The 21,661-nt window shown below is 38.9% G+C and carries 20 protein-coding genes and 1 tRNA gene; 3 read left to right on the top strand and 18 right to left on the bottom strand.

Annotated elements, in window-relative coordinates; translation table 11 throughout:
- Window positions 1–3: 3 nt before the first annotated feature.
- From HBHAL_RS04840 to HBHAL_RS04770, 15 genes are all read right to left on the bottom strand, one after another.
- Window positions 4–1,203 carry a glycosyltransferase gene (locus tag HBHAL_RS04840; RefSeq protein ID WP_014642240.1) on the bottom strand — a complete coding sequence of 400 codons (1,200 nt, stop codon included), beginning with the start codon at window positions 1,201–1,203 and terminating at the stop codon, window positions 4–6.
- The gene (locus tag HBHAL_RS04835; RefSeq protein ID WP_014642239.1) at window positions 1,175–2,329 is read right to left on the bottom strand and encodes a glycosyltransferase family 1 protein; all 1,155 of its coding nucleotides are present in this window, start codon (window positions 2,327–2,329) and stop codon (window positions 1,175–1,177) included. The genes HBHAL_RS04840 and HBHAL_RS04835 overlap by 29 nt, the downstream gene beginning before the upstream one ends.
- Window positions 2,330–2,349: 20 nt before the next feature.
- Complete coding sequence (locus HBHAL_RS04830) at window positions 2,350–2,706, bottom strand: helix-turn-helix domain-containing protein (protein WP_014642238.1); 357 nt, start codon at window positions 2,704–2,706, stop codon at window positions 2,350–2,352.
- Between the two features lie 24 nt (window positions 2,707–2,730).
- Window positions 2,731–3,900 carry an aminotransferase class I/II-fold pyridoxal phosphate-dependent enzyme gene (locus HBHAL_RS04825; RefSeq protein WP_014642237.1) on the bottom strand — a complete coding sequence of 390 codons (1,170 nt, stop codon included), beginning with the start codon at window positions 3,898–3,900 and terminating at the stop codon, window positions 2,731–2,733.
- Window positions 3,900–4,553, bottom strand: coding sequence for an acetyltransferase (locus HBHAL_RS04820; RefSeq protein ID WP_014642236.1), 654 nt, complete (start codon window positions 4,551–4,553; stop codon window positions 3,900–3,902). The genes HBHAL_RS04825 and HBHAL_RS04820 overlap by 1 nt, the downstream gene beginning before the upstream one ends.
- Window positions 4,554–5,153, bottom strand: coding sequence for a sugar transferase (locus tag HBHAL_RS04815; RefSeq protein ID WP_014642235.1), 600 nt, complete (start codon window positions 5,151–5,153; stop codon window positions 4,554–4,556). It abuts the gene before it with no gap.
- 22 nt (window positions 5,154–5,175) lie between these two features.
- A complete protein-coding gene (gene galE, locus HBHAL_RS04810; protein ID WP_014642234.1) occupies window positions 5,176–6,249 on the bottom strand; it encodes a UDP-glucose 4-epimerase GalE in 1,074 nt (357 codons plus the stop codon).
- Between the two features lie 37 nt (window positions 6,250–6,286).
- Window positions 6,287–7,357: an EpsG family protein gene (locus HBHAL_RS04805; RefSeq protein ID WP_014642233.1), complete on the bottom strand. Its 1,071-nt coding sequence runs from the start codon at window positions 7,355–7,357 to the stop codon at window positions 6,287–6,289.
- A gap of 23 nt (window positions 7,358–7,380) precedes the next feature.
- Window positions 7,381–8,271 (bottom strand): glycosyltransferase family 2 protein, encoded by an 891-nt coding sequence (locus tag HBHAL_RS04800; protein WP_014642232.1) that lies wholly within the window; start codon window positions 8,269–8,271, stop codon window positions 7,381–7,383.
- A complete protein-coding gene (locus HBHAL_RS04795) occupies window positions 8,271–9,395 on the bottom strand; it encodes a glycosyltransferase family 1 protein (protein WP_014642231.1) in 1,125 nt (374 codons plus the stop codon). The genes HBHAL_RS04800 and HBHAL_RS04795 overlap by 1 nt, the downstream gene beginning before the upstream one ends.
- Window positions 9,380–10,531, bottom strand: coding sequence for a glycosyltransferase family 4 protein (locus tag HBHAL_RS04790; RefSeq protein WP_014642230.1), 1,152 nt, complete (start codon window positions 10,529–10,531; stop codon window positions 9,380–9,382). The genes HBHAL_RS04795 and HBHAL_RS04790 overlap by 16 nt, the downstream gene beginning before the upstream one ends.
- Before the next feature lie 16 nt (window positions 10,532–10,547).
- Window positions 10,548–12,377, bottom strand: a complete 1,830-nt coding sequence (locus HBHAL_RS04785; RefSeq protein ID WP_014642229.1) for a polysaccharide biosynthesis protein — start codon at window positions 12,375–12,377, stop codon at window positions 10,548–10,550.
- A gap of 285 nt (window positions 12,378–12,662) precedes the next feature.
- Window positions 12,663–13,319, bottom strand: a complete 657-nt coding sequence (locus HBHAL_RS04780) for a CpsD/CapB family tyrosine-protein kinase (RefSeq protein WP_014642228.1) — start codon at window positions 13,317–13,319, stop codon at window positions 12,663–12,665.
- On the bottom strand, window positions 13,291–14,046 hold the full coding sequence (locus HBHAL_RS04775) for a YveK family protein (protein WP_014642227.1): 756 nt from the start codon (window positions 14,044–14,046) through the stop codon (window positions 13,291–13,293). The genes HBHAL_RS04780 and HBHAL_RS04775 overlap by 29 nt, the downstream gene beginning before the upstream one ends.
- 839 nt (window positions 14,047–14,885) lie before the next feature.
- A tRNA-Ala gene (locus HBHAL_RS04770) sits at window positions 14,886–14,958 on the bottom strand.
- A gap of 243 nt (window positions 14,959–15,201) precedes the next feature.
- On the opposite strand from HBHAL_RS04770, the gene HBHAL_RS04765 reads away from it, so the two are divergent.
- Together HBHAL_RS04765 and HBHAL_RS04760 are read left to right on the top strand one after the other, a co-directional pair.
- Window positions 15,202–15,423 carry a PWWP domain-containing protein gene (locus tag HBHAL_RS04765; RefSeq protein WP_041601200.1) on the top strand — a complete coding sequence of 74 codons (222 nt, stop codon included), beginning with the start codon at window positions 15,202–15,204 and terminating at the stop codon, window positions 15,421–15,423.
- A gap of 127 nt (window positions 15,424–15,550) precedes the next feature.
- Window positions 15,551–16,660: an aldose epimerase family protein gene (locus HBHAL_RS04760; protein WP_317615986.1), complete on the top strand. Its 1,110-nt coding sequence runs from the start codon at window positions 15,551–15,553 to the stop codon at window positions 16,658–16,660.
- Window positions 16,661–17,015: 355 nt separating this feature from the next.
- Here the strand turns inward: HBHAL_RS04760 and HBHAL_RS04755 are convergent, their stop codons facing one another.
- From HBHAL_RS04755 to xylA, 3 genes are all read right to left on the bottom strand, one after another.
- Window positions 17,016–17,999, bottom strand: a complete 984-nt coding sequence (locus tag HBHAL_RS04755; protein WP_014642223.1) for an aldo/keto reductase — start codon at window positions 17,997–17,999, stop codon at window positions 17,016–17,018.
- A 70-nt stretch (window positions 18,000–18,069) separates the two neighbouring features.
- Window positions 18,070–19,569: a xylulokinase gene (xylB, locus tag HBHAL_RS04750; protein WP_014642222.1), complete on the bottom strand. Its 1,500-nt coding sequence runs from the start codon at window positions 19,567–19,569 to the stop codon at window positions 18,070–18,072.
- A gap of 2 nt (window positions 19,570–19,571) precedes the next feature.
- Window positions 19,572–20,900 carry a xylose isomerase gene (xylA, locus tag HBHAL_RS04745; RefSeq protein ID WP_014642221.1) on the bottom strand — a complete coding sequence of 443 codons (1,329 nt, stop codon included), beginning with the start codon at window positions 20,898–20,900 and terminating at the stop codon, window positions 19,572–19,574.
- Between the two features lie 127 nt (window positions 20,901–21,027).
- Between xylA and HBHAL_RS04740 the strand changes: the two genes are divergently transcribed.
- The gene (locus HBHAL_RS04740; RefSeq protein ID WP_014642220.1) at window positions 21,028–21,642 is read left to right on the top strand and encodes a YesL family protein; all 615 of its coding nucleotides are present in this window, start codon (window positions 21,028–21,030) and stop codon (window positions 21,640–21,642) included.
- Window positions 21,643–21,661: the final 19 nt, after the last annotated feature.

Here is a 21,661-nt window from a genome sequence, read left to right as displayed (position 1 = left end):
CCTTTAGATTGTAATTTGTCTCCCAGCAGAATTTAATAAATCATAGATTTTATTTAACTCGTCCCCTGCATTTTGAGTGAATTGTTGATTATTGGTTACTTTATTTCTTAATTCCCTGTTCTCATATAATTTTCTTATTCCCCCATACAGCCCTTCACTCCCCATTGGACAGATGTATCCATTTTCACCATCATTAATTTGACTCTTTGCCGTTGGGTAGTTTGTAATAAGTATTGGTTTATTCAAAATGGCTGCTTCTGTAACCGTTACTGCCTTCCCTTCATACCTAGAAGGCTGCACATATAAATCTGCCGCTTTTATATATGGATAAGGATTAATTTTTTTGCCCAATAAAATGAAATGATTTTCCAACCTGTAATCGGCTATCATCTTTCTTATCTCATCTTCATCTCCTCCATAGCCTATGACATACCAAACTATATTGTTAGATAGGCCAACCAACTTCTTCATAGCTTTGACAGCATGATCGATCCCTTTCGCATAAGATAATCTCGCAACAGTAACAATTTTAAAACGCTTATCGCTATACATAGGGTCTGATACTGGCTGCATGGCTAATGATCTTATTAAGTTTGGGGAAGCAATATTTTCAATTACCTCAACTTTCGAGTCTAAACTCGGGTATTTATCCAAAAACGAATTCCTACAGTCTTCGGAGACTGCAATAATATAATTGAATTTATTCCAAAGATCTAAATCTAATTTCACATTCGTGTTTACCATTGAATAATCAGTGTGAATCCACGCAATTTTTGTATTAGCCTCAACTTTTTCGGCTACAAAATAATGGGGCCATAAATAACTGATAGCTACGTCATACCTTCTAGATAGTTTAGGCAAGAAAGGTAAAGAATACTTCCACATGTATTGCATTTGTCTATATCCCTTTTCTTGAGTGAAACTTAATTCCGCCTGCATTTTAGCGATCAAGCGAATAAAACCTAAATGTATTTGTCCATTCTTTATCGTTTCACTTATCGACATTCTAAAGGTTTTATACACGGTCATCTCTTCCAGTAAATTAGGTTTCGACGGCAGTAATTTCATAAAATCACCAGTATGACTATAAAGCATTAGATCTATATGGTAATTTTCATAATCAAAATGGTTTAACATCCCAATTAAACTTCTTTCGACTCCTCCTACCTCCATATCAAACGTGGCGATCAATACGTGTTTCATAAACTCCCCCACCTGGAATTTTATATATTTTTAGTAACTTAGAAATCCCTTGATTTAGAGAATAGTGGTTTGTATTAAAGCTTGATTCGATGAAATTTCTATTATGTTCCTTTTTGCCTACATTTGATAAAGCAGCTTCTGCCCAAACTTCAGCACCTTCTCTTAAATTCAACTTAGAAAACAGGTCTAAACCTACATCCGCCTCTGGTTGAATGGATTCAGATACAATACAGGGAACTCCAGCAGCCTGAGCCTCTAAGAGTACTAACCCTAATCCCTCATAGATCGACGGGAATAAAAAAACATCCATGCTTTGCAGCATAGTGGCAATATCCTGCCTTACCCCTACAAAACGGATGCTTTCAGAAATCCCTTCATCTTTTGCTCTGTTCTCTATATCCTGCTTTAAGTCACCCTCTCCGACTAAAAGTAACCTGGCATTAGGTTCTTTCTTTAGTAAACATTTAAATATTTCAATTATATAAAGATGGTTTTTTGCATCTATGAACCTTCCAATATGACCGAACACTAATTTATCTTCTAAACCAACTTCTCTCTTAAAATTACTAACTTCTTCTTCGCGTTCATTTAGAAGTTCACCGTAATTAATAACATTAGGGAAATAACTATAGGAAGATTTCCTCAGGTATTTCTCCCCGAACAAATACTTACCAGCTCCCTTGCTGCAAGCTAATCGCTTAGTAGAGGCCATATTAATCACCATTCGCATGAGTTTTATATAAATTTTTCGGGAAATGCTATCGTTTTTATCTAACGTGGTATGTGCATGTGAAATCCTTATCGGAATTCCGGTCAGAATAGCTGCAATATTGGCCACACCACAATGGAATAACGTATGGGCATGGAGGGCCTGGTAAGGACCATTTTGTTTAATAACATGGTATAGGTCCTTAACGGATTGAGTATTAGATAATGTAATAACTCGACCACCTAAATTCCTTATTTCTTCGTCATAGTGTCCTTCTTTATTACTATAAGAAACAAAGTCAAATTGAACTTTTTCTTTATCAATTTGTCTGTAAATATTCATGAGCATCGTTTCAGTGCCGGCTCTATTCATAACCCCTACAACATGAAGTACTTTCACTGGTTTACCTTCACTCATCAATCTATCTCCTCACTTCCTTAGTTATGAGGAACCTTTTCTTGTTCGTTCTGCCAATTAATAAATTCAATCAGTTTCTTATAATCATTAAGTTGATCTTTTTGAACCCCTGATGCTTTTAAGTCGTTAATGAATTTCATCCATTCTTTTTCCAGTGGTTGATAAGGAAAATCATTAATGTCTCCATTTTTCATTAGAACCAACAAATCAATTCCTAATACAGAAGCAATTTTATCTACCATTTTAATAGAAGGATTTTTATTTAAGTTTCTTTCGAGGTTGCTTAAATAAGATTTTGATATTCCCGCACGCTCTGCCAAATCTGACAAGGATAAGCCCCTTTTCTTTCGAATACAATGAATGTTAGTTCCTATCATGTATGGTTACCTCAATTTTATTTATTAGAAGATACCTTCTTTTCTTTTAGCTCCTTTTAACGATTCTTTTAAGCAATTGACTACTCTTACCTGTTCGATTTCAGATAAGTTCGATCCAGATGGAAGACAGAGTCCTGTTTTAAACAACTGTTCTGATACGTCTACATGTTCCGAATGAGAATAATAGGGTGTGCCTAAATATAGCGGTTGCATATGGAGTGGCTTCCATAGCGGTCGAACTTCAATATTATGTTCAGTCATAGATTTAAGAACCTCAAATGGTTCTGCGGCAATTTCCAGATTATTTATGGTAAAAACAGTCAACCAACGATTCGATCTAGTTTCGGGGAGTTCAGCTAGAAAATCTATTCCATCTACATCAGCTAATAGGCGTTCATACATCTTAAATACTTCTCTTTTTGCATGAACACGTTCTTCGATTACTTCTAATTGCGCTCTCCCAATACCGGCCAGAATATTACTCATCCGATAGTTATACCCCACTTCATGGTGTTGATAATAAATGGCTTGCTCTCTGGCTTGAGTAGCTAAGAAGCGTGCTTTTTCTAGTATTATTTCATTATTTGATACAAGCATTCCTCCGCCGGAAGTGGTTATGATTTTATTTCCATTGAACGAATAAACTCCAAAATCACCGAAGCTCCCACTGTGTTTCCCATGATAAGTTGAGCCAAGTGATTCGGCCGCGTCTTCAATTATCGGGACCCGATAGTGATCACAAAGGGTCATCAATTCATCCATTTTCCCAGATTGACCGTAGATATTTGCCATAATGACAGCTTTAGGTAATTTTCCTTCTTTATAAGCATCATAAAGTGCTCTTTCTAAAGCCAGTGGAGACATATTCCAAGATTCAGGTTCAGAGTCAATAAATATTGGTTCGGCTCCCTGATATAGTATTGGATTTGCACTAGCTACAAAGGTGAATGTGGAACAAAATACCCGATCACCTCGCTTTACATCTAATAAAGAAAGAGCTAAATGGATGGCTGCTGTACCTGAACTGACAGCAACGGCTCCTTTAGCTCCTACATATTCTGCTATTTCTTTTTCGAACATATCTACATTTCTACCAAGCGGTGCGATCCAATTCGATTCAAATGCTTCATTAATATACAGTTGCTCTTTCCCCGTCATGTGTGGTGGAGAAAGATATATTTTTGAATTCTTCATTAGACACCTCCTTTAAGTGGTTGAACCTGAACCTCTGCATTCATGACTTTTGCCGGACATCCTACTGCCTTTTGATAACCAGGGATATCACGGATGACTGTAGCTCCGGCACCAATTACGCTCCACTCACCTATTGTAACTCCAGGAATCGCAGTAGTTGCTGCGCCGATGTTTGCTCCTTCACCCACTGTCACGTTTCCAGTTAAAGTCACTCGAGGCGATAAGTGGGAGTAGTTGAATATAGTGCAATCATGTTCGACAATCACCCCTGTATTGATAATGCAATGAGAGTGAATGACTGCATTAGCATTAATAACTGCGTTCGGCATTACAACCGTTCCTGGAGCAATCTTTGCTGAAGGACTAATAATAGCCGAAGGATGAATGACGCTGATAAACTGGTTCTCATCTAGTTTTATTTCTCTAACTATTTTCTTTCTTATTTGGTTGTTTCCTATAGCTATAAGGACCCGTGAATCTTGGTTATTGAGTTGATTCAGATTAGTAAATGGTCCATAAATTATTCCATTTTCCTTATGAATTCCAAGATATTTTTCATCTAAAACCGCAACAATCTTATGCTTATTCTCAGCTATGATGATGTCTTGAATAACCTTACTATGGCCGCCATCTCCAATTAAGATAATCTCCATTTACATCACTTCTTTTGAACCTTTGAATTTTTCCATTGTCACTTGATTTTGGTGGCTGATCCCTTCTTTTTTTAAGACCTTACTAAATGTAAGAGCTAAAATTTTTATATCTAACCCAAGACTCCAGTTTTTCACATACCATGTATCACAGCGGAATTTTTCTTCCCATGTAATAGCATTTCTCCCGTTAATTTGGGCCCAGCCTGTAATCCCAGGTTTCACAAGATTTCTTAGAGATTGTTCTGGTGTGTATAATGGTAAATACTCTAACAATAATGGCCTCGGTCCTACTAAACTCATATCTCCTTTAATGACATTAATTAACTGAGGAAACTCATCCAGCGAATATTTTCTAAGAATTGCGCCGACCTCGGTTAATCGTTTTTCGTCTGAAAGTAGGTTTCCTTGTTCATCGGTTCTATTACTCATCGTGCGGAATTTATAAAGATAAAAAGGCTCATCATTGAGTCCTGGGCGCTCTTGTGTAAAAAAAATCGGCGATCCAATTTGCACTTTTAATATTATACTGATCAACACAAACACTGGGCTCATCATTAGTAGTAAAGGGATGGATATGGTTAAATCTAATAATCTTTTCATATTATTTTTAACCCCTTCCTCATTATTTAATAACAAAAAACTCCGCTGCTTTACTCGGCACCGAAGTTTCACTTTCTGTATGTGATTGTTCATATCCATTTGGATTGCGTGATTGCCAACGCCAAGTGTCTTCACACATTTCTTTTAGCCCTCGTTCTGCTCTCCACCCCAGTTCTACATTTGCTTTTGTTGTTTCAGCAAAACAAATTGGGATATCCCCAGGGCGTCTACTGATAATAGTGTAAGGAATTGATCTACCGGAGGATTTTTCAAAAGCTTCAACCATCTCTAGTACGCTATATCCTTTTCCAGTCCCTAAATTATAAGTGTGTACTCCTTTTGATGATTCTACTTTGTCTAAAGCTCGAACGTGACCAAGTGCTAGATCTACAACATGTATATAGTCTCTCACCCCTGTGCCGTCTTTTGTCTCATAATCATTTCCAAATACCCGCAGTTCCTTTAAACTTCCTACCGCAACTTGTGAAATATAAGGAAGAAGATTGCTTGGAATTCCTTGAGGCGATTCGCCAATCATCCCGCTTTCATGAGCACCGATCGGATTGAAGTACCTTAAGAGTGCTATGCTCCATGAAGAATCGGAAATGTATAGATCTCTCAGAATTTCCTCAATCATGTGCTTGGTTCTTCCATATGGATTGGTTGTCTTTAATGATGAATCTTCACGAATCGGCACTTGATCCGGCTGACCATACACGGTGGCTGATGAACTGAATACCATGTTTTTAACATCATACTTGTTCATTACTTCACACAATATAATCGTTCCTATGACATTATTCCTGTAATACAAAAGCGGATCAGTTACAGATTTCCCAACTGCTTTTAACCCAGCGAAATGAATAACTGATGAGATTCGGTTTTCCGTAAACACTCTTTCGAGCGATTGATCATCCAATAAGTCTATGGCATAGGTTTTGAACTCTTGACCTGTTATTTCTTTTACTCTTCGTAGAGCTTCTGGCTGACTATTAGAAAAGTTATCGACAACAATGATTTCATGACCATCATTTAATAATTCTACACAGGTGTGAGTCCCTATGTATCCAGCCCCTCCTGTTATTAAAACAGACATATCCACACCTCCGTTTTCTTAATTATCAAACCAGTAGTTACCAAACCAAAAATTCACTACGGTAATCAATATTCAAGTTCATAACATTTTCGAAATAGTAATAAGCCAAATAACAACTAGTGATTGCGAAATAGATCATTTTTTCATCTCTTGGTCGAAATAATTTTACAACCCATGAAACAAGGATCAACTGATATAAAGTAAAATAAATAGAGAACCTTGCGAAAATCCAATTTTGAGTCGACGCGATCATAAAAACGAGACCAATTAAGCATAGGTTTACAATGTAATCACTCTGAGGGAAAATTTCTCTCAATTTATCCTTCCCAATGTAAGCAAGCAAAATTGGTGCTCCAAATACCGCTACTCTTAATGCGCTTGCTCCTCCTTCAGTAAAATTCTCATAATCTCCATACTGTGTATCTTCTATAGCTGAAAACAATAAAGATGAAAATTGTTCAAATCCAATAACAATTACAACTGAAAAAATAAGCAGAGCCACCGTAGCTTTAGACCAGGCTTTAAATTGAACGAGAAAGTAAATCGGCAGCAGCACTAATGCACTTTGATGAAACAACGAAGCGATGAGAATAACGAGAATGTATCGTTTCAAGTTACCGTTTACAATATATTTTAATGCTGTGAAGGCGATAGCAGCAGCTAACACCTGCCGCATCCCATTCATAGATACTAAAAACAGACCACCTGTGATATACACGTACAAACTTAATTCCAACATGCGAGAATATTTATATAAGACAATCACAATTAATGTGTTGGTAATAAGTGCTGTCGTAAATATAAGCACTTGAGGATCATCAGATATACTTTTTAATAACATCTGTAGTATGCCAAATCCTATATCTTTTTGAGACTGGATAAACTCCCATGTAAACGTATTGATTTCATAGGTATGTTTGTAAAAGTAAGTATCTCCAATATTCGATCGCAATCCTGATACAAGCACGAGTGATACTAATGCTCCAAATACGAAAAATGAATTTGGTCTACTGATCACCATCGTATTCGTTTGAATTTTAACTCCTACCAGCCTCGCAAAATAAGCTAAACAGAATACTAAAGCAAGGTTCATCCATAATTGTGTCATAACCATTTCCTTTCAAAGGAAATTTATTCATATATCACATCTCTTGTTCTACTAGTTACATAAGTAAATAATAAAAGGCCTAGTGGTAAAGCTAGGATTGTTAATCCTTTATTAGGAGACTCTCTGATGAATTTCCAGTTTTTCATCATTAGGCTGCTTGATACATAATGGATAGATTGTCTGAACTTAAACGATAGTCCCGCAAAAGACAATTTCATCAGCTCTTTTCGATAAAAGGAGAAGCCTTGAGGATTTCTTCGATATTGCTTTAGCATGTTTCTGGAAGAACCATCCGGTAAGTACTCCACGCAGCAGAGTACTTTATTCAGTAGAAGCATTTCATACTCTTGATCTAGCTTATAGTATTTATAAGCAAGTCCTACGTATTTTTCACCTTCAAAGACAGGATAGGGATATTTTCTTGTGAGCTCTGAACGGTACACAAGTTTTTTATCACCAGTTACTCCATGTTTATAATAAAGATCGAAAAGGGTAGAAGTATTCTGACTCGTCGGCAATATCGAACCAATGATCTGTTGGTCTGTAAAAGCGTCAAGCCCAATGATGCCGCCAACCAATTCATCTCCATATTTTTCCCAGTGGTTAACAATGTTTTCTACAGCATCATCTGGCATATAATCATCTGAATCAATACATACATTCAGTTCAGTTTCAATTAATTTATAAGCTGTATTATGAGCCCCATGCATTCCTTGATTTTCTTGATAATGATAGTGGATATGAATAATACTTTCTTTCTTCCATTCCTCGACTTTCTCGAACGTATCGTCTGTGGATCCATCATCAATAATTAACCAAATGAAATTTTTGTTCGTTTGCCTTTTTAAGCTTTCATAACATTGGTGCAGGCAATAAGCACGATTATAAGTTGGAGTAAAGACGGTAAGGAGCATCAACCTGCTCTCCCCCCTAACCGTAAGTAAGAATTCTCTGTTTTTCTTGCCGTAAGATGAATGTCATACCCACTTTGGTTTAATTTTTTCGAGCTGATTAAACGCTGAGATTGAAAAGAAGATTTTTCTAAAAGCTTTTGAACCCAAATTGCTTGGGCTTCACTTGAAATTGGTAACCTCTCCATCAACCCTAATCCCAAGTCAACTTCACCTGAAATCTTATCTGATATGAAACAATGTAGTCCTGCGCCCTGAGCTTCAATTAATGTCACAGGCAGTCCTTCATGAAATGATGGAAATAGAAAGACATCTATGGCCTGAAGCAAAGAGGGAATATCTTCTCTTATTCCCAATAACTGAACTTTATCTTCTAAACGAAGAACCTTTATCTTTTCAATGATTTTAGATCTTAATGGACCATCTCCAATTAAGAGCAATCTAGAGTTTGGTTTCTTCCTGGAGTACTCGGCAAAAACTTCAATTAAAAACATGTGGTTTTTTTGAAGTGAGAATCTTCCTACATGTCCAATTACATGAGTATCCTCATACAGATTGAGTTCTTTTCTAATTTGCTTTCTTAGTGTTGAAGAATAAGTAAACTTTTCGCTGTCTATCCCATTTTTAATAATAAGAGCTTCATTCACTCTTTTTGGAAACAACCATTGAGCTGCCAGGTTAGAACATGCGTATAAATGCGTTGCGTTATTTTTAATAAATATCCCAGCATACTCTTTATATAATCTGGTTAGAAATCCACCCTCGCTACTCGTATTATGGCTATGAGCGATACGTGCGGTAACCCCATAACGTTTTGCAGATCGAAGAACCAAACCACTCATCTTGTCCATGTGTGAGTGAACAATCTTATAATGGAAGTGTTGGCGGAAGAACGTATCCAAGCCTTTAACAAACTGCTTATGTCCTACTTCAGAAATATAAGGTATCCGGTGCACCTTACCACCTAATTTTTTTATTTCCTCATCAAACACCCCTTCTTTATAAGTGAGAAAATCGAATTGAACTCTCGAACGATCTATATTCCGGTACAAATTCATAATGAGGGTCTCTGCTCCGCCTCTGTTCATGTTTACGACTACGTGCAATACTCTTAATGGATCGCCCATTCCTCGATTTCACCTTCTCTCATATAAGATTGATAGATTTTACTATTTTGTTGGATGACTTTATTAGTACTATATTTTTGGATAATTATGTTTCTCCCATTGTTCCCAAGCTGTTGTCTAACTTCCATATGTTCCGCAATATGTTTGACTTTTTCTGAGAACTCTAAGACTTGATGGTTTTTAAATACCCACCCGTTTACATCATTTTCTACTAACTCTCTATGACCGCGGTTATCAATAGCCACAATCGGCAAGCCGCAAGCCATAGCTTCCATGATATTTACAGGCAAGCCTTCCCTCAAGCTGGAGGCAGCTACCATATCGCACATGGAAACAATTCCCTTAATATCATCACAATATCCCAGGAAATCCACCATATGATCAATTTCAAGCTTGGCGGCTAGCTCCTTGCAAACACCAAGAGTGCTTCCTTCTCCAGCAAGTATCAATCTGGCTTGAGGAACATCCTTCTTTATTAATGCTAATGATTGAAGTAGAAATTGTTGATTTTTATTTTTATTGAATTCAGCTGCATAGAATAATAAAAAGTCATCAGGACCATACCCCGATGACTTTCTCAACGTGACTTTTTCTTTTTCACTAATCTTCTTGAATTCCTCTATATTTACCCCGACACCATTCACAAGTTCGATTTGTTTTGTTTTAAACCGCTGAGTAGCCAGCAGAAAATCCTCCTGGTTAATTGTGATTAAGCAATCCGTAGAAGAAGCTAATAATTTTTCAATTGGATAGTAAAGGAGCCAATTCGTAATCGGGGCACCTTTACAAAAATGGAATCCGTGAGCGGTATAAATAACCTTTGTTCCATTTTTTCTTGCGTTTCGAGCTGCTAAGCGAGCTAGAACCCCGCCCATCGGTGTATGGCAATGAACAATTTCATAGTGGTGCTCATTTATTAGACCATTAAGATCTTGATAAGCTTGCACATTTTTCAGACTAAAAGGAGATCGTTGAATTGGAATGTTAAATTTTTGGTCCACATAGGGAAGATTCACGTTACCGCTTGCAGCTACATGAACTTCCCAGCCTTGTTCTTTAAACCATTTTAAATACGGAAGGTGAAATAGCTTAAAATGATAATCTACGGTAGCACAAAATAGAACTCTTCCCCTCATTCTCTTCTCCCCTTGCCTAACTTGTTATAGATATAGCTTCATTTGAGCGAATGAGCCCTTTGTTGTTGGCTAGACTTAATAACTGCTCTCTTAAAAATTCTTTGTCCCATCTATCATAACTATTGATTATTTCCTGTATATCATCGATATACAAGTTAGCCGTTTTTCCTAAGTAAATCTTCGGGTAGACTTGGTTTTCATGAACTTCATCATCCTTCAATAACTCTTCATATAATTTCTCTCCTGGCCTTATACCGCTGAATTCGATCTTAATATCTTCTAAGGTGTAGCCAGAAAGTTTGATTAGATTTCTGGCTAAGTCAACAATTTTCACCGGAGCCCCCATATCTAAAACAAATATCTCGCCGCCCTGGGTTAGAGCACCTGCTTGGATAACAAGACTTGATGCTTCAGGTATCGTCATAAAGTAACGAATCATTTCAGGGTGGGTCACTTTGACGGGCCCGCCTTTAGCAATTTGTTTTGTAAAGATCGGAACGACACTTCCTCGACTTCCTAGCACATTCCCAAATCGCACCGCTACGAATTTCGTATTACCATATCCATTCATACTTTGGATAATCATTTCTGATAATCGTTTGGTAGCTCCCATCACACTGGTAGGATTAACGGCTTTATCTGAGGAAATCATGACGAATGTCCCCGTATTGCTCCCCCTTGCCGCTTTAGCCACATTATAGGTGCCAATCATATTATTTTTCACTGCTTCTTCCGGATTACGTTCCATTAGAGGAACATGTTTATGAGCAGCTGCGTGGTAAACCACATCGGGTGAGTAATAGTTAAATATCTTATCCATTTTATCTCCATCTTGAATATCTGCAATTTCCGTAATAATCTTAATTCCATTCTTTGAAAACTTTTCTCTTAACTCGGTTTCTATAGCATGGATACTATTTTCACCATGACCAAGTAAGATTAATTCTTCAGGTCCAAACCTCGCAATTTGCCTGCAGATCTCTGATCCAATTGAACCACCTGCTCCTGTTACTAAAACAACTTGACTCTTCACATAGTCAGATATTTGATCAATATCTAAATCAACAGGAGCTCTTCCTAATAAATCCTCAACTTTCACATCTCTTAATTGTGTTACGGAAACTTTACCCGTAACTAGATCTTCAAGCATCGGAAGGATCTGAGTTTTTGCTTCTGTTTTTGCGCACTCCTGGAAAATATTTTGAATTCCTTCTCTGTTTAGTGATGGAATGGCGATGATGATATTTTCAATATCCAATTGATCAACATACTTCTCAATTTCGCCCACGCCACCTACTACAGGAATACCTAAAATATCCAGATGGTGCTTTATCGGACTATCATCTACGAAAGCTACAGGACACAAATCTGTATCTTCACTTCTCTGTAGTTGTCTGACTACCATGATTCCTGCAGAACCCGCCCCGATGATTAGAGTCCTTTTTTTCGTATTGCTTTGAACAAGGTAGTTATCTCTGTAAATTCTCCATAAGAAGCGTGACCCGCCGATAACAAGCAAATTGATCATCCAAATAATTGCAAGTGCTCTTAGGTAGACGGCTTGTAAAATAATAAATTGGATAGCAGCGATAACAATTATTGAATAGGTAACCGTTTTAAGAATGATAATTAGTTCACCTATGCTTGCATACTCCCATGCTTTCTTATATAGGTTCAATAGAAACGAAAAAAACAAGTGAACAGTTAATAATCCGATGGTACTGATAATAAGTGGTGTAAAGTTATAAAAGTTCGAATCGACAAGCATTCGGCTAATTAAAACAGCAGTTATAATAATGCATGAATCTATAAATATAAATAAGGACAATCTCTGTCGATAGGTCATACATTCTCCCCTCTCTTACCTAATTGTTCTAGCTGTTATTGAATTATGTATAATTTCCAAATTTTTATGAAGAGGGTTCACATGATCCCTCTTCATAAAAATTTAAAATTAATGGGCATTCAACCCGCCCTCACGCCACACCACCGACGACTCGCGTCTAAGGTTATTTATTAAGACAACCCACAGCATGGCCGAGTGCCTCCATTGATACAGGCAAGGAGACATCGCCTGAAACCTATATTAAGAAAATAAATTCTTTATAAAGAACGAACGAATAAAAAAATATTACTTTCTATCATTTAAGATAGCCCCTACGATATCAGCATGTGCAAGATCTAAGACACTTTTTGCTTCAGCTGCTTTTTGTAAATCCGTTTTTCCTTTATTAATGATAAGCACAACTCCATCACAGTGGTGAGCCAACACCCTTGTTTCAGTAGATTGAAGTACAGATGGGGAATCAACCAAAACAATATCGTAAGTACTGCTCACTTCTTTTAATAATTCAACCATTTTTTCATCACTAATGACTTCAGTAGGGTTCATCTTACTAGAACCACTGGTTAACAAATCAAGATTACCTATACCCGTTTTAAATACAGCCTGATTGAAGGTTGTTTGACCCGCGATTATGTTGTTTAGTCCGATTTCATTATCAGTCTTAAAAATGACATGTTGATAAGGACTTCTTAAATTTGCGTCAATGAGGAGAATCTTATCTCTTAAGAAAGCCATCGATACAGCCAGGTTAGCTCCAGTTGTCGAAGTACCTTCCTGATTGTTCGGAGAGGTGAGCAAAAAATTATGGCTATTACGATTATCTGTTAAAAATTTCATATTCGTTCGAATCGTTCGAAACTGGTCAGATACCACGGAATCTGGGTTAGTATAAGTAATTAGATTTCTTCTTTTTTTAGCTTGTCTGATTTTGCTTAATATCAATTTTCTCCCCCCTGGCTTCCAAGTTGGATGATTGTTTTTTCTTTTTGTTAGTGATCGTGTTCCTTCTATTCATAGTCGAAACGGATCCAATAACAGGAATATCCAAGTATTCTTCAATCTCATGCCGAGAGCGGATTGTTCCATCAAGTGTATCTAATAAAAAAACTATTCCAACTCCTACAATCAATCCAAATACTGCTGCTGCAACAAGATTACGGCTTTGATTTTCATTGATAGGCATTGGGTTCAACTTTGCTTCTGAAAGTAGTTGTACTTCCTCAAAGGATAAAATATCTCCAATCTTTTTTTTATAAACTTGTGCAGTGGAGTTTGCGATGTTCGCAGCACGCTCAGGGTTTGTATCAGTTACAGAAATTAAGACTACTTGAGATTCATCGAGTCTGTCTACAGTGATCTTTGAGGCAAGCTCTTCGTCCGAAATTTCCAGATTTAGCTGTTTTTTAACTTCATCCATTATAATGGGATCTTTGATCATAACCATGAGTGTGTTCATGTCTTCGTCTTCAGTTTCTAGGATAATTCTTGTAGATGTTTGATAAAGTAATGTATTGTTAAAATGAGTATAAGCTATCCCAGCTGATGTGGTTAGAAGCATAAGAACTACAATGATCCAAGCTCTTCTTTTGATGACATCAAAATATTCTTTTAAGTTAATGTCACTGCTTCTTCCATCATCTATAAAGTTCTTTTGTCTTTTAATATTCATAAGAACCACCTTTTGGATTTTAGATTCCATATTATTCTATATAACGAACGGACAGTTATAAAAAAACTGCCCTATTTGTTAGGACAATTTAGTTTAGCTAATATCTACACTCTAGTTCTTTATTAAGAACTTGTCAACCTTATTTTAACAATTTACGATAAATTTACTGTGAAAGTAGAATTGATGGTCTAAATTTGACAAATAAATCACTAATTTTACTTACAAGTTTACCTTAATTAATAAAATTCATTATAAAATACAGTTCATTCATATTTGATACTGCCTCTTCCAGTATCACTTCCTCTCCTGAAGTCATCAATAATTAGTCCAACTTCACTATTCATTCTTTATTAAGAACACGCATTTATCATAGTATTTTTCCGCTGAGATGTCAATAAAGATTCTTAGCAACACTTATTCCTTCTTGAGTTATTGAATTAAGATTTTTTATTTTGGATTTCTTTTCATAAACAAAAATTCGCTGAATGGTTGGTTCAACGAGAGTTGGATACATCAAAACAATTCAAACGTAGGATTCCTAGATGATAATTTCACATCAGATAATAAGAGAAAACTCTCAGATGAACATTATAAGAAAATTTTATGATACATTAAGTAATGAAGTTACAAGAACTAACGGATGGCGTGTAATTAAATCCGAGAATTAGTTAAGAAATCTCCTTACAACTCTCAGTATCTTTGGGCACATTTTTTAAAACAATCGTAACAAATGCTATTCAATCAGATAGATATACTCCTCATAAAACTTAGTCAACAAAATTATAAAGTGTTAGTATTTAATCATATTAAAAAAACCTTGCGCTGCAAGGTTTTTTTAGTGGAGCATAGCGGGCTCGAACCGCTGACCTCAACACTGCCAGTGTTGCGCTCTCCCAGCTGAGCTAATGCCCCATAGATTTAGAATTGCCGATCCGGCACCTGCGTGCCGCTTAATCCGACAAATATTATTATAGCTGATACCACCAGTTCTTCGCAAGGGGTTTTTACGGAATATTTACCCATTCTTCTCAATTCCATTTCAGCTTTTCTCAAGGAAGACTGCTGGCTATTTTCTTAAGAAATACAACGTGATAGACAATTGGTATGAAGGTTGTATTAAAGGTTAGAATAACCTGTAAAAAGGATGATCTCACATTGGAATTCACGCTGCGCGGAAAAAATGGGGCCTATCCCTGTATTATTACGATTGACCCTGATAACGGACGATATACCATACGGAAAGAAGATACCAGTGGAGAGGTATTCAACTCACCAGAAGAATTAAAACAATGGATCCATGAAAATTGGACAGCAGAAGATTTTGAAGATCCTTTAGCCTTTCACCATATGCTCGATAAGATTCAGGAGTCCCCGTAGATTTTACTCCTGATAACAGGAGGCTATAAAATCACAGGAGCCTCAATGATCCTGTACTTCTTTATTTGTTCACTTTTTTCTATTATGATGCTTAGTCGTTTAAGCGAAATACGTAGATAACACTTTCATGTCTGATAAACTAAAGAAGACTATAGAAATTATAGAATATGCGGATACTCTTCTTCGCTTCTTAAATGGAGGTACATACAACATGGAGATTACGACGAAAGAAGTCAGCAACAGCTGGACAAAGTACGACCTGACGAACGATCACGGCATGAAGCTCAGTGTTTTGAACTACGGTGGGATTATTACGGAGCTGCTCGTACCAGACCAGGAAGGAACACTTGAAAATGTAGTCCTCGGTTACAGAAATGTAGAAGACTATAAAAAAGATCCTAATTATTTTGGAGCCATTATTGGACGAGTGGCCGGACGGATTGAGGGATCTTCTTTTACATTAAAAGGTCAAACCTATGATCTGGACGCTAATGAAGGTCCTAATCATCTTCATGGCGGTGCGAATGGATTTCATCAAAAAATATGGGATGTCACCCCTTTTGAAAGCGAGAACCAGATCGGTCTTACGCTCTCTTTGAATGTTTCAAAAGAAGAAGACGAATACCCTGGCAATCTTGATGTCACCGTGACTTATACGTTAACGAACGAGAACGAATTGGTAGTGGACTATCAAGCGGAAAGTGATGAAACAACCGTCCTGACATTAACTAACCACTCTTACTTTAATTTAAGCGGGAACTATAAGAGGACTTTGCATAATCATCATCTTACCTTCAACAGTTCGCGATTTGTCGAATTGGACGATAAGCTGATCCCCACTGGAAAATGGCTGGACGTCGATGACACACCTTTTGATTTCCGGGAAGGAAAAGACCTGGTGGAAGGGATGGTTACCCCTCACCCTCAGAACAAAATCGCGAAAGATGGATTTGATCATTATTTTATTCTGGAAGATGGACAGGTCCATGTTGAAGAACCAACAAGCGGCCGGACGCTCGATATTACTACCGATCAACCGGGAATGGTGATGTACACCTCAAACAACCTGGATGACAGCTTTCTTTTGGCAGAAAGATCTGCCGAAAAGTATTTAGGTTTATGTATGGAAACCCAAAGTTCCCCGGCATCGCTTCATCATGAAGGCTTCCCATCTATTGTTTTAAACGGTAACGAACCCTACCACAAACGCACCACTTTTTCATTTAAGACTCAATAAAAACAAGCCAGGAGGCCTCTCTCCTGGCTTTCTTCATTATTAGGTCTGAGAGACGTTTTAGTAGATTTTCCATAAAAGACTTATTAAGGGCAGTATACTGTAAGACTCAGTTTAGAGATATTGGGTTAGTGTTAAGTTCCTTCGGGGGACGATTTCGCTTTCCGCGGGCATGAAGTGAGCTTCCTCGGGCTTAAAAGCCCTGTGGGATCTCACAGTTCCCCCGTAGGAAAGCGAGTTACTTCCCCACCAACCCTTATCCACCTTACGTAACGGACCTAACTATCTCGAAATCAAGTCTTCCAGAAACGAAAGCTTTACTGTAACATCAGCACTGAAGTTTTACAGAGCTTCGTTATTAGTAAACTCCTCGAATATGCTCATGCACCTGCTCGTTATAAAACTCTTTTAACTGCTGCAACTCTTCGTTCGAAAAGTCTCTGGTTTCAAGTGCCTTCAGATTATCCTCTACTTGACTCACATTACGGAAGCCTGGAATGACACTTGTAATGCCGTCCTGCTGCATAATCCACTTCAGCGCTGCCCGGCTCATATTTCCGCGGCCTTTGATCATCCATTGAAGCTCCTCGCTCAATTCCACTCCTTTGGAAAATTCAAGACCCGCAAAGGTTTCACCAACATTGAACGCTTCCCCGTTTTGGTTAAAGTTGCGGTGGTCATCTTCTTCGAACACGTGCTGTTTATTGAACTTCCCTGTTAGAAGACCGCTTGCGAGCGGTACACGTGCAAGGATTCCTACCTGCTTTTCAAGTGCTTTTGGAATCAATTCATCGAGCGGCTTCTGCCTGAATATATTGAAGATAATTTGCAGAGAGCTGGCATTGGTTTGTTCAAGTACATACAGCCCTTCCTCCACCGTCTCAACGCTGACCCCGTAGTAGCGAATTTTTCCTTCTGCTTTTAAATCCTCCAATACATCAAATACAGAGCCATCCTTTATAATCTCAAAAGTTGGACAGTGGATCTGGTACAAATCAATCCGATCACGATTGAGTCGCTTCAGGCTGTCCTCAGCATACTGTCTTACCTGCTCCGGCGTATAGTTCGCTGGATCGGCAAAGTCCCCCTGGCGTCCGAACTTCGTCGCAATATAGATTTCTTTTTCTTTTCCTTTCGTTGCCTGCGCAAGCAGCTCCTCGCTGTGCCCCATGCCATATACATCCGCTGTATCAAAAAAGTTAACTCCGCTCTCCATGGCTGTTTCAAGTGCCGCAAGCGCATCTTCATCATTCGTTTGCCCCCAGGCACCGCCAATCGCCCATGTTCCAAAGCTCAGTTCACTGATTTCAAGGTCTGTATTCCCTAAACGATTATATTTCATAAAGTATTCCACCTTCCGTAAATAATAAGAAAGGCTGGCCCTTCAGCAGGCAGCCTTTCTCCTTCCCCTCTTACTTTCGGTAAGGGAGCAATTGTGTATTTAATTCCCTTGTTTGCTCATAAACATGCCGATAAATACCAAAAAGTTCCTCATAAGTCTGGACATTTTCTTCAATCGGTGAAAAGGTCTTTTCAATTTGCAAGAATTCATCCGCACATTGCTTCAGGGAATCGAACCAGCCGCAGCCGTAAGCAGCAAGCATGGCAGCCCCGACTCCCGGACCTTGTTCACTCGATAGCTTCACGATGTCCGCGTTAAATATATCTGCCTGCATTTGCAGCCAGTGTTCATTTTTCGTACCGCCTCCGGTAGACACAATCGTATCAATTTTTTTCCCATTATTACGAAACAGATTGATCGATTCATGAAGAGAAAAGGTGATACCCTCCATGACCGCACGGACGAAATCCTTCCGCTGGTGGGAACTATCCATTCCGATAAAGCTTGCCCGGATCGATGCGTCTGCATGCGGAGTCCGCTCCCCGGAAATATACGGGGTGAACATTAATCCATTAGCACCGGGTTGAACGGAGTCCACTTCCGCTAAAAGATCCTCAAAGGATTCTTCTTTTGCAAACACTTCTTTGAACCAGCTGAGACTGTAACCTGCGGCAAGCGTCACACCCATCGTGTAGTAAGCATCCGGTGCGCCATGATTAAAGTAATGAACCTTTCCGCCAAACTCTTTGTCATGACTGGCTTCATAAGAGAGCACAACACCCGAAGTACCTATACTGCACAAAGTTTTTCCTTCCTCTAAAATGCCGGATCCGATGGCTCCGCACGCATTATCCGCTCCTCCGGCAAACACGCGGGTGGAAGCTGAAAGACCTGTGATGCTCGCCATCTCCGGCAGTACCGTACCCGTCTGTTCATAAGAACCAATGAGCGGCGGGCAAAGATCGGAATCAATCCCTAATGCCTGGCACATGTCTTCGCTCCAGTTGTTCGTATGAATATCAAGCAGGAGAGTGCCTGATGCATCTGAATAATCCATATGCAGTTCTCCGGTCAGCTTGTAACGCAGATAATCCTTTGGCAGAAGAAACGTTTTAGCTTTTGAGTAGATATTCGGCTCATGCTCTTTTACCCACATCAGTTTAGGCAGAGTGAAGCCTTCCAAAGCTGGATTCTGCGTAATCTCAAGCAGTCGGTCATTTCCAATGACATCATAAATTTCCTGACACTGTGCAGTGGTGCGCGTATCGTTCCACAGAATCGCATTACGCAGCACTTCGTTGTGGTCATCCAGCAGCACAAGTCCATGCATTTGTCCGGAAAAGCTGATGCCTTCAATATCTTCAGCATTGCCCGGGAAATGGTTCATCATTTCAGACAGCCCTGCTACCGTCTGTTCTACCCAGGCTTGCGGGTCCTGTTCACTATATCCATGGCTTTCCTGAATCAATGGATACGTCTTTGAGACTTCTTGAACAACCTTACCGCTGCGGTCCATCAGTAATAGCTTAACTGCACTTGTTCCTAAATCAATTCCAATGACATAGGACATATTTACTTCTCTCCTGCAAAAGTTTTCAGCAGGTATTGGTTAATGATGGCTTTAATATTTTCCAGGCGGCCGGATGGCTGAGAGATACTTTCCAATCCAAGAGCATGCTGTTCAAGCTTATGGAAATCAGTTGTACCATTTACAATATCCTTGCCAATCCCATCTTTATAGCTGCTGTAGCGATCCTCGATAATATTTTCAAGTCCCCCGTCCTCAAGCAGTTTCTGCGCAACCTTTAATCCGACCGCAAAACTGTCCATTCCAGCAATGTGAGCGTGGAATAAATCTTCCGGCTTAAAGGATCCCCGGCGGACCTTCGCATCAAAGTTCAAGCCCCCGCGTCCTAATCCGCCATTTTTAATAATTTCATACATAGCAAGTGTTGTAGAGTAAAGGTCTGTTGGGAATTCATCGGTATCCCATCCTAGCAGAGGATGGCCCTGGTTAGCATCCACCGATCCCAGCACATTATTAATGCGGGCATAATGAAGTTCATGCTCGAACGTATGACCAGCAAGCGTGGCATGGTTAGCTTCTATATTGAATTTAAAGTGATCCTGAAGATCATATTTTTGCAAAAATGCATAACCAGAAGCTACGTCGAAATCGTATTGATGCGTAGTTGGCTCTTTTGGCTTCGGCTCAATTAAGAACTGAGCATCGAATCCGATCTCCTTCGCATAGTTCACCGCCATATGGTAGAAGCGGCCGAGGTTATCAAGTTCCAGCTTCATATCCGTATTCAGCAGCGTTTCATAACCTTCGCGTCCGCCCCAGAATACATAGTTTTCTGAACCGAGTTCTTTTCCGACTTCAAGTCCCTTCTTCACTTTTGCAGCCGCATACGCAAATACATCCGCTTCACTGGATGAAGCTGCACCGTGAACAAAGCGCGGGTGGGTGAAATTATTCACCGTATTCCAAAGCAGCTTCGTTTTACTGTCTTTCATATAATCCTTGATCATACTGACAATCGTGTCGAGGTTCTCGTTAGACTCTCGTAAGCTGTTTCCTTCCGGAGCAATATCGACATCGTGGAAGCAGAAGTAAGGAACATTCAGTTTTTCAAAGAATTCAAAAGCGGCTTCTACTCTTGCCTTCGCAAGGTCCATCCCTTCATATCGGTCCCACGGACGCTGGGCGGTACCTACACCAAATGGATCGGATAGATCTTCCGTAAATGTGTGCCAGTAAGCCACCCCGAATCGAAGATATTCCTCCATCGTCTGCCCGTTAATCGTTTCTTCCGGATTGTAGAACTTAAATGCGTATGGATTTGTTGATTCAGAACCTTCGTATTTAATTTTATCGATATTGTTAAAATAAGCCATTATGATAACCTCCTAAAGATAATAAACTGCTTTATTTTTGGTTTTATTCAAATATTTTTCCTTTACGCCACTATTTCTTTTTGTATAATGAGACATATCTCCTAAAACTATTTCCGGAGGGTCTATTATGAATTTATTCAGCGGCGCACTTTACCGAATGATGGTTTGGATTACCCGGCTCGCCTATCTCCATCTCTTATGGATCTTGTTCACCCTGGCAGGAGCCGTCATTTTTGGGCTTTTCCCTTCCACCACTGCAATGTTTGCAATCGTAAGAGACTGGTTAAACGGGAAAACGGATCGGAATCTTTTTTCTACATTTTGGATATATTTCAAAGCTGAGTTTTGGAAAAGCAATCGCTTAGGTCTTGTTGTACTGGGTCTGCTTCTTCTCATCAGCTTGGATGTTTACTATATCCGCTCCATTTCAGGAGGCGTAACCTGGACTTATATTCCACTATTCGCTTTCATGTTCATATTTCTATTATTCTTGTTTTATTTGTTTCCCGTGTTCGTACATTATGACCTTAAGATCCCAGCCATCTTAAAAAACACCTTTTTAATTATGCTGATCAGCCCCGTTCAGAGCTTTTTCATTCTGGTGAGCCTGGCTTCACTAATGCTGGTGTTCCGGTCGCTTCCCGCCCTTGCTTTCCTATTCGGCGGAAGCCTTTATACCTTTATCACCATGTGGCTCAGCCTCCACGCTTTTCGCAGGATTGACCGTCAAAAATCAGTGTGATCAGCCTCTGCCTCATCTC

The sequence above is a fragment of the Halobacillus halophilus DSM 2266 genome, assembly GCF_000284515.1.
GTDB lineage: Bacteria > Bacillota > Bacilli > Bacillales > Halobacillaceae > Halobacillus > Halobacillus halophilus.
The sequence above is the reverse complement of the archived record's forward strand: the minus strand, read 5'-3'. Positions and strand labels throughout refer to the sequence as shown.

Bases quoted from the DNA above. Each gene is read 5' to 3' on its own strand.
- HBHAL_RS04840 (WP_014642240.1), bottom strand. From the start codon at position 1,203: ATGAAACACGTATTGATCGCCACGTTTGATATGGAGGTAGGAGGAGTC.
- HBHAL_RS04835 (WP_014642239.1), bottom strand. From the start codon at position 2,329: ATGAGTGAAGGTAAACCAGTGAAAGTACTTCATGTTGTAGGGGTTATG.
- HBHAL_RS04830 (WP_014642238.1), bottom strand. From the start codon at position 2,706: ATGATAGGAACTAACATTCATTGTATTCGAAAGAAAAGGGGCTTATCC.
- HBHAL_RS04825 (WP_014642237.1), bottom strand. From the start codon at position 3,900: ATGAAGAATTCAAAAATATATCTTTCTCCACCACACATGACGGGGAAA.
- HBHAL_RS04820 (WP_014642236.1), bottom strand. From the start codon at position 4,553: ATGGAGATTATCTTAATTGGAGATGGCGGCCATAGTAAGGTTATTCAA.
- HBHAL_RS04815 (WP_014642235.1), bottom strand. From the start codon at position 5,153: ATGAAAAGATTATTAGATTTAACCATATCCATCCCTTTACTACTAATG.
- galE (WP_014642234.1), bottom strand. From the start codon at position 6,249: ATGTCTGTTTTAATAACAGGAGGGGCTGGATACATAGGGACTCACACC.
- HBHAL_RS04805 (WP_014642233.1), bottom strand. From the start codon at position 7,357: ATGACACAATTATGGATGAACCTTGCTTTAGTATTCTGTTTAGCTTAT.
- HBHAL_RS04800 (WP_014642232.1), bottom strand. From the start codon at position 8,271: ATGCTCCTTACCGTCTTTACTCCAACTTATAATCGTGCTTATTGCCTG.
- HBHAL_RS04795 (WP_014642231.1), bottom strand. From the start codon at position 9,395: ATGGGCGATCCATTAAGAGTATTGCACGTAGTCGTAAACATGAACAGA.
- HBHAL_RS04790 (WP_014642230.1), bottom strand. From the start codon at position 10,531: ATGAGGGGAAGAGTTCTATTTTGTGCTACCGTAGATTATCATTTTAAG.
- HBHAL_RS04785 (WP_014642229.1), bottom strand. From the start codon at position 12,377: ATGACCTATCGACAGAGATTGTCCTTATTTATATTTATAGATTCATGC.
- HBHAL_RS04775 (WP_014642227.1), bottom strand. From the start codon at position 14,046: ATGAATATTAAAAGACAAAAGAACTTTATAGATGATGGAAGAAGCAGT.
- HBHAL_RS04760 (WP_317615986.1), top strand. From the start codon at position 15,551: ATGTCTGATAAACTAAAGAAGACTATAGAAATTATAGAATATGCGGAT.
- HBHAL_RS04755 (WP_014642223.1), bottom strand. From the start codon at position 17,999: ATGAAATATAATCGTTTAGGGAATACAGACCTTGAAATCAGTGAACTG.
- xylB (WP_014642222.1), bottom strand. From the start codon at position 19,569: ATGTCCTATGTCATTGGAATTGATTTAGGAACAAGTGCAGTTAAGCTA.
- xylA (WP_014642221.1), bottom strand. From the start codon at position 20,900: ATGGCTTATTTTAACAATATCGATAAAATTAAATACGAAGGTTCTGAA.
- HBHAL_RS04740 (WP_014642220.1), top strand. From the start codon at position 21,028: ATGAATTTATTCAGCGGCGCACTTTACCGAATGATGGTTTGGATTACC.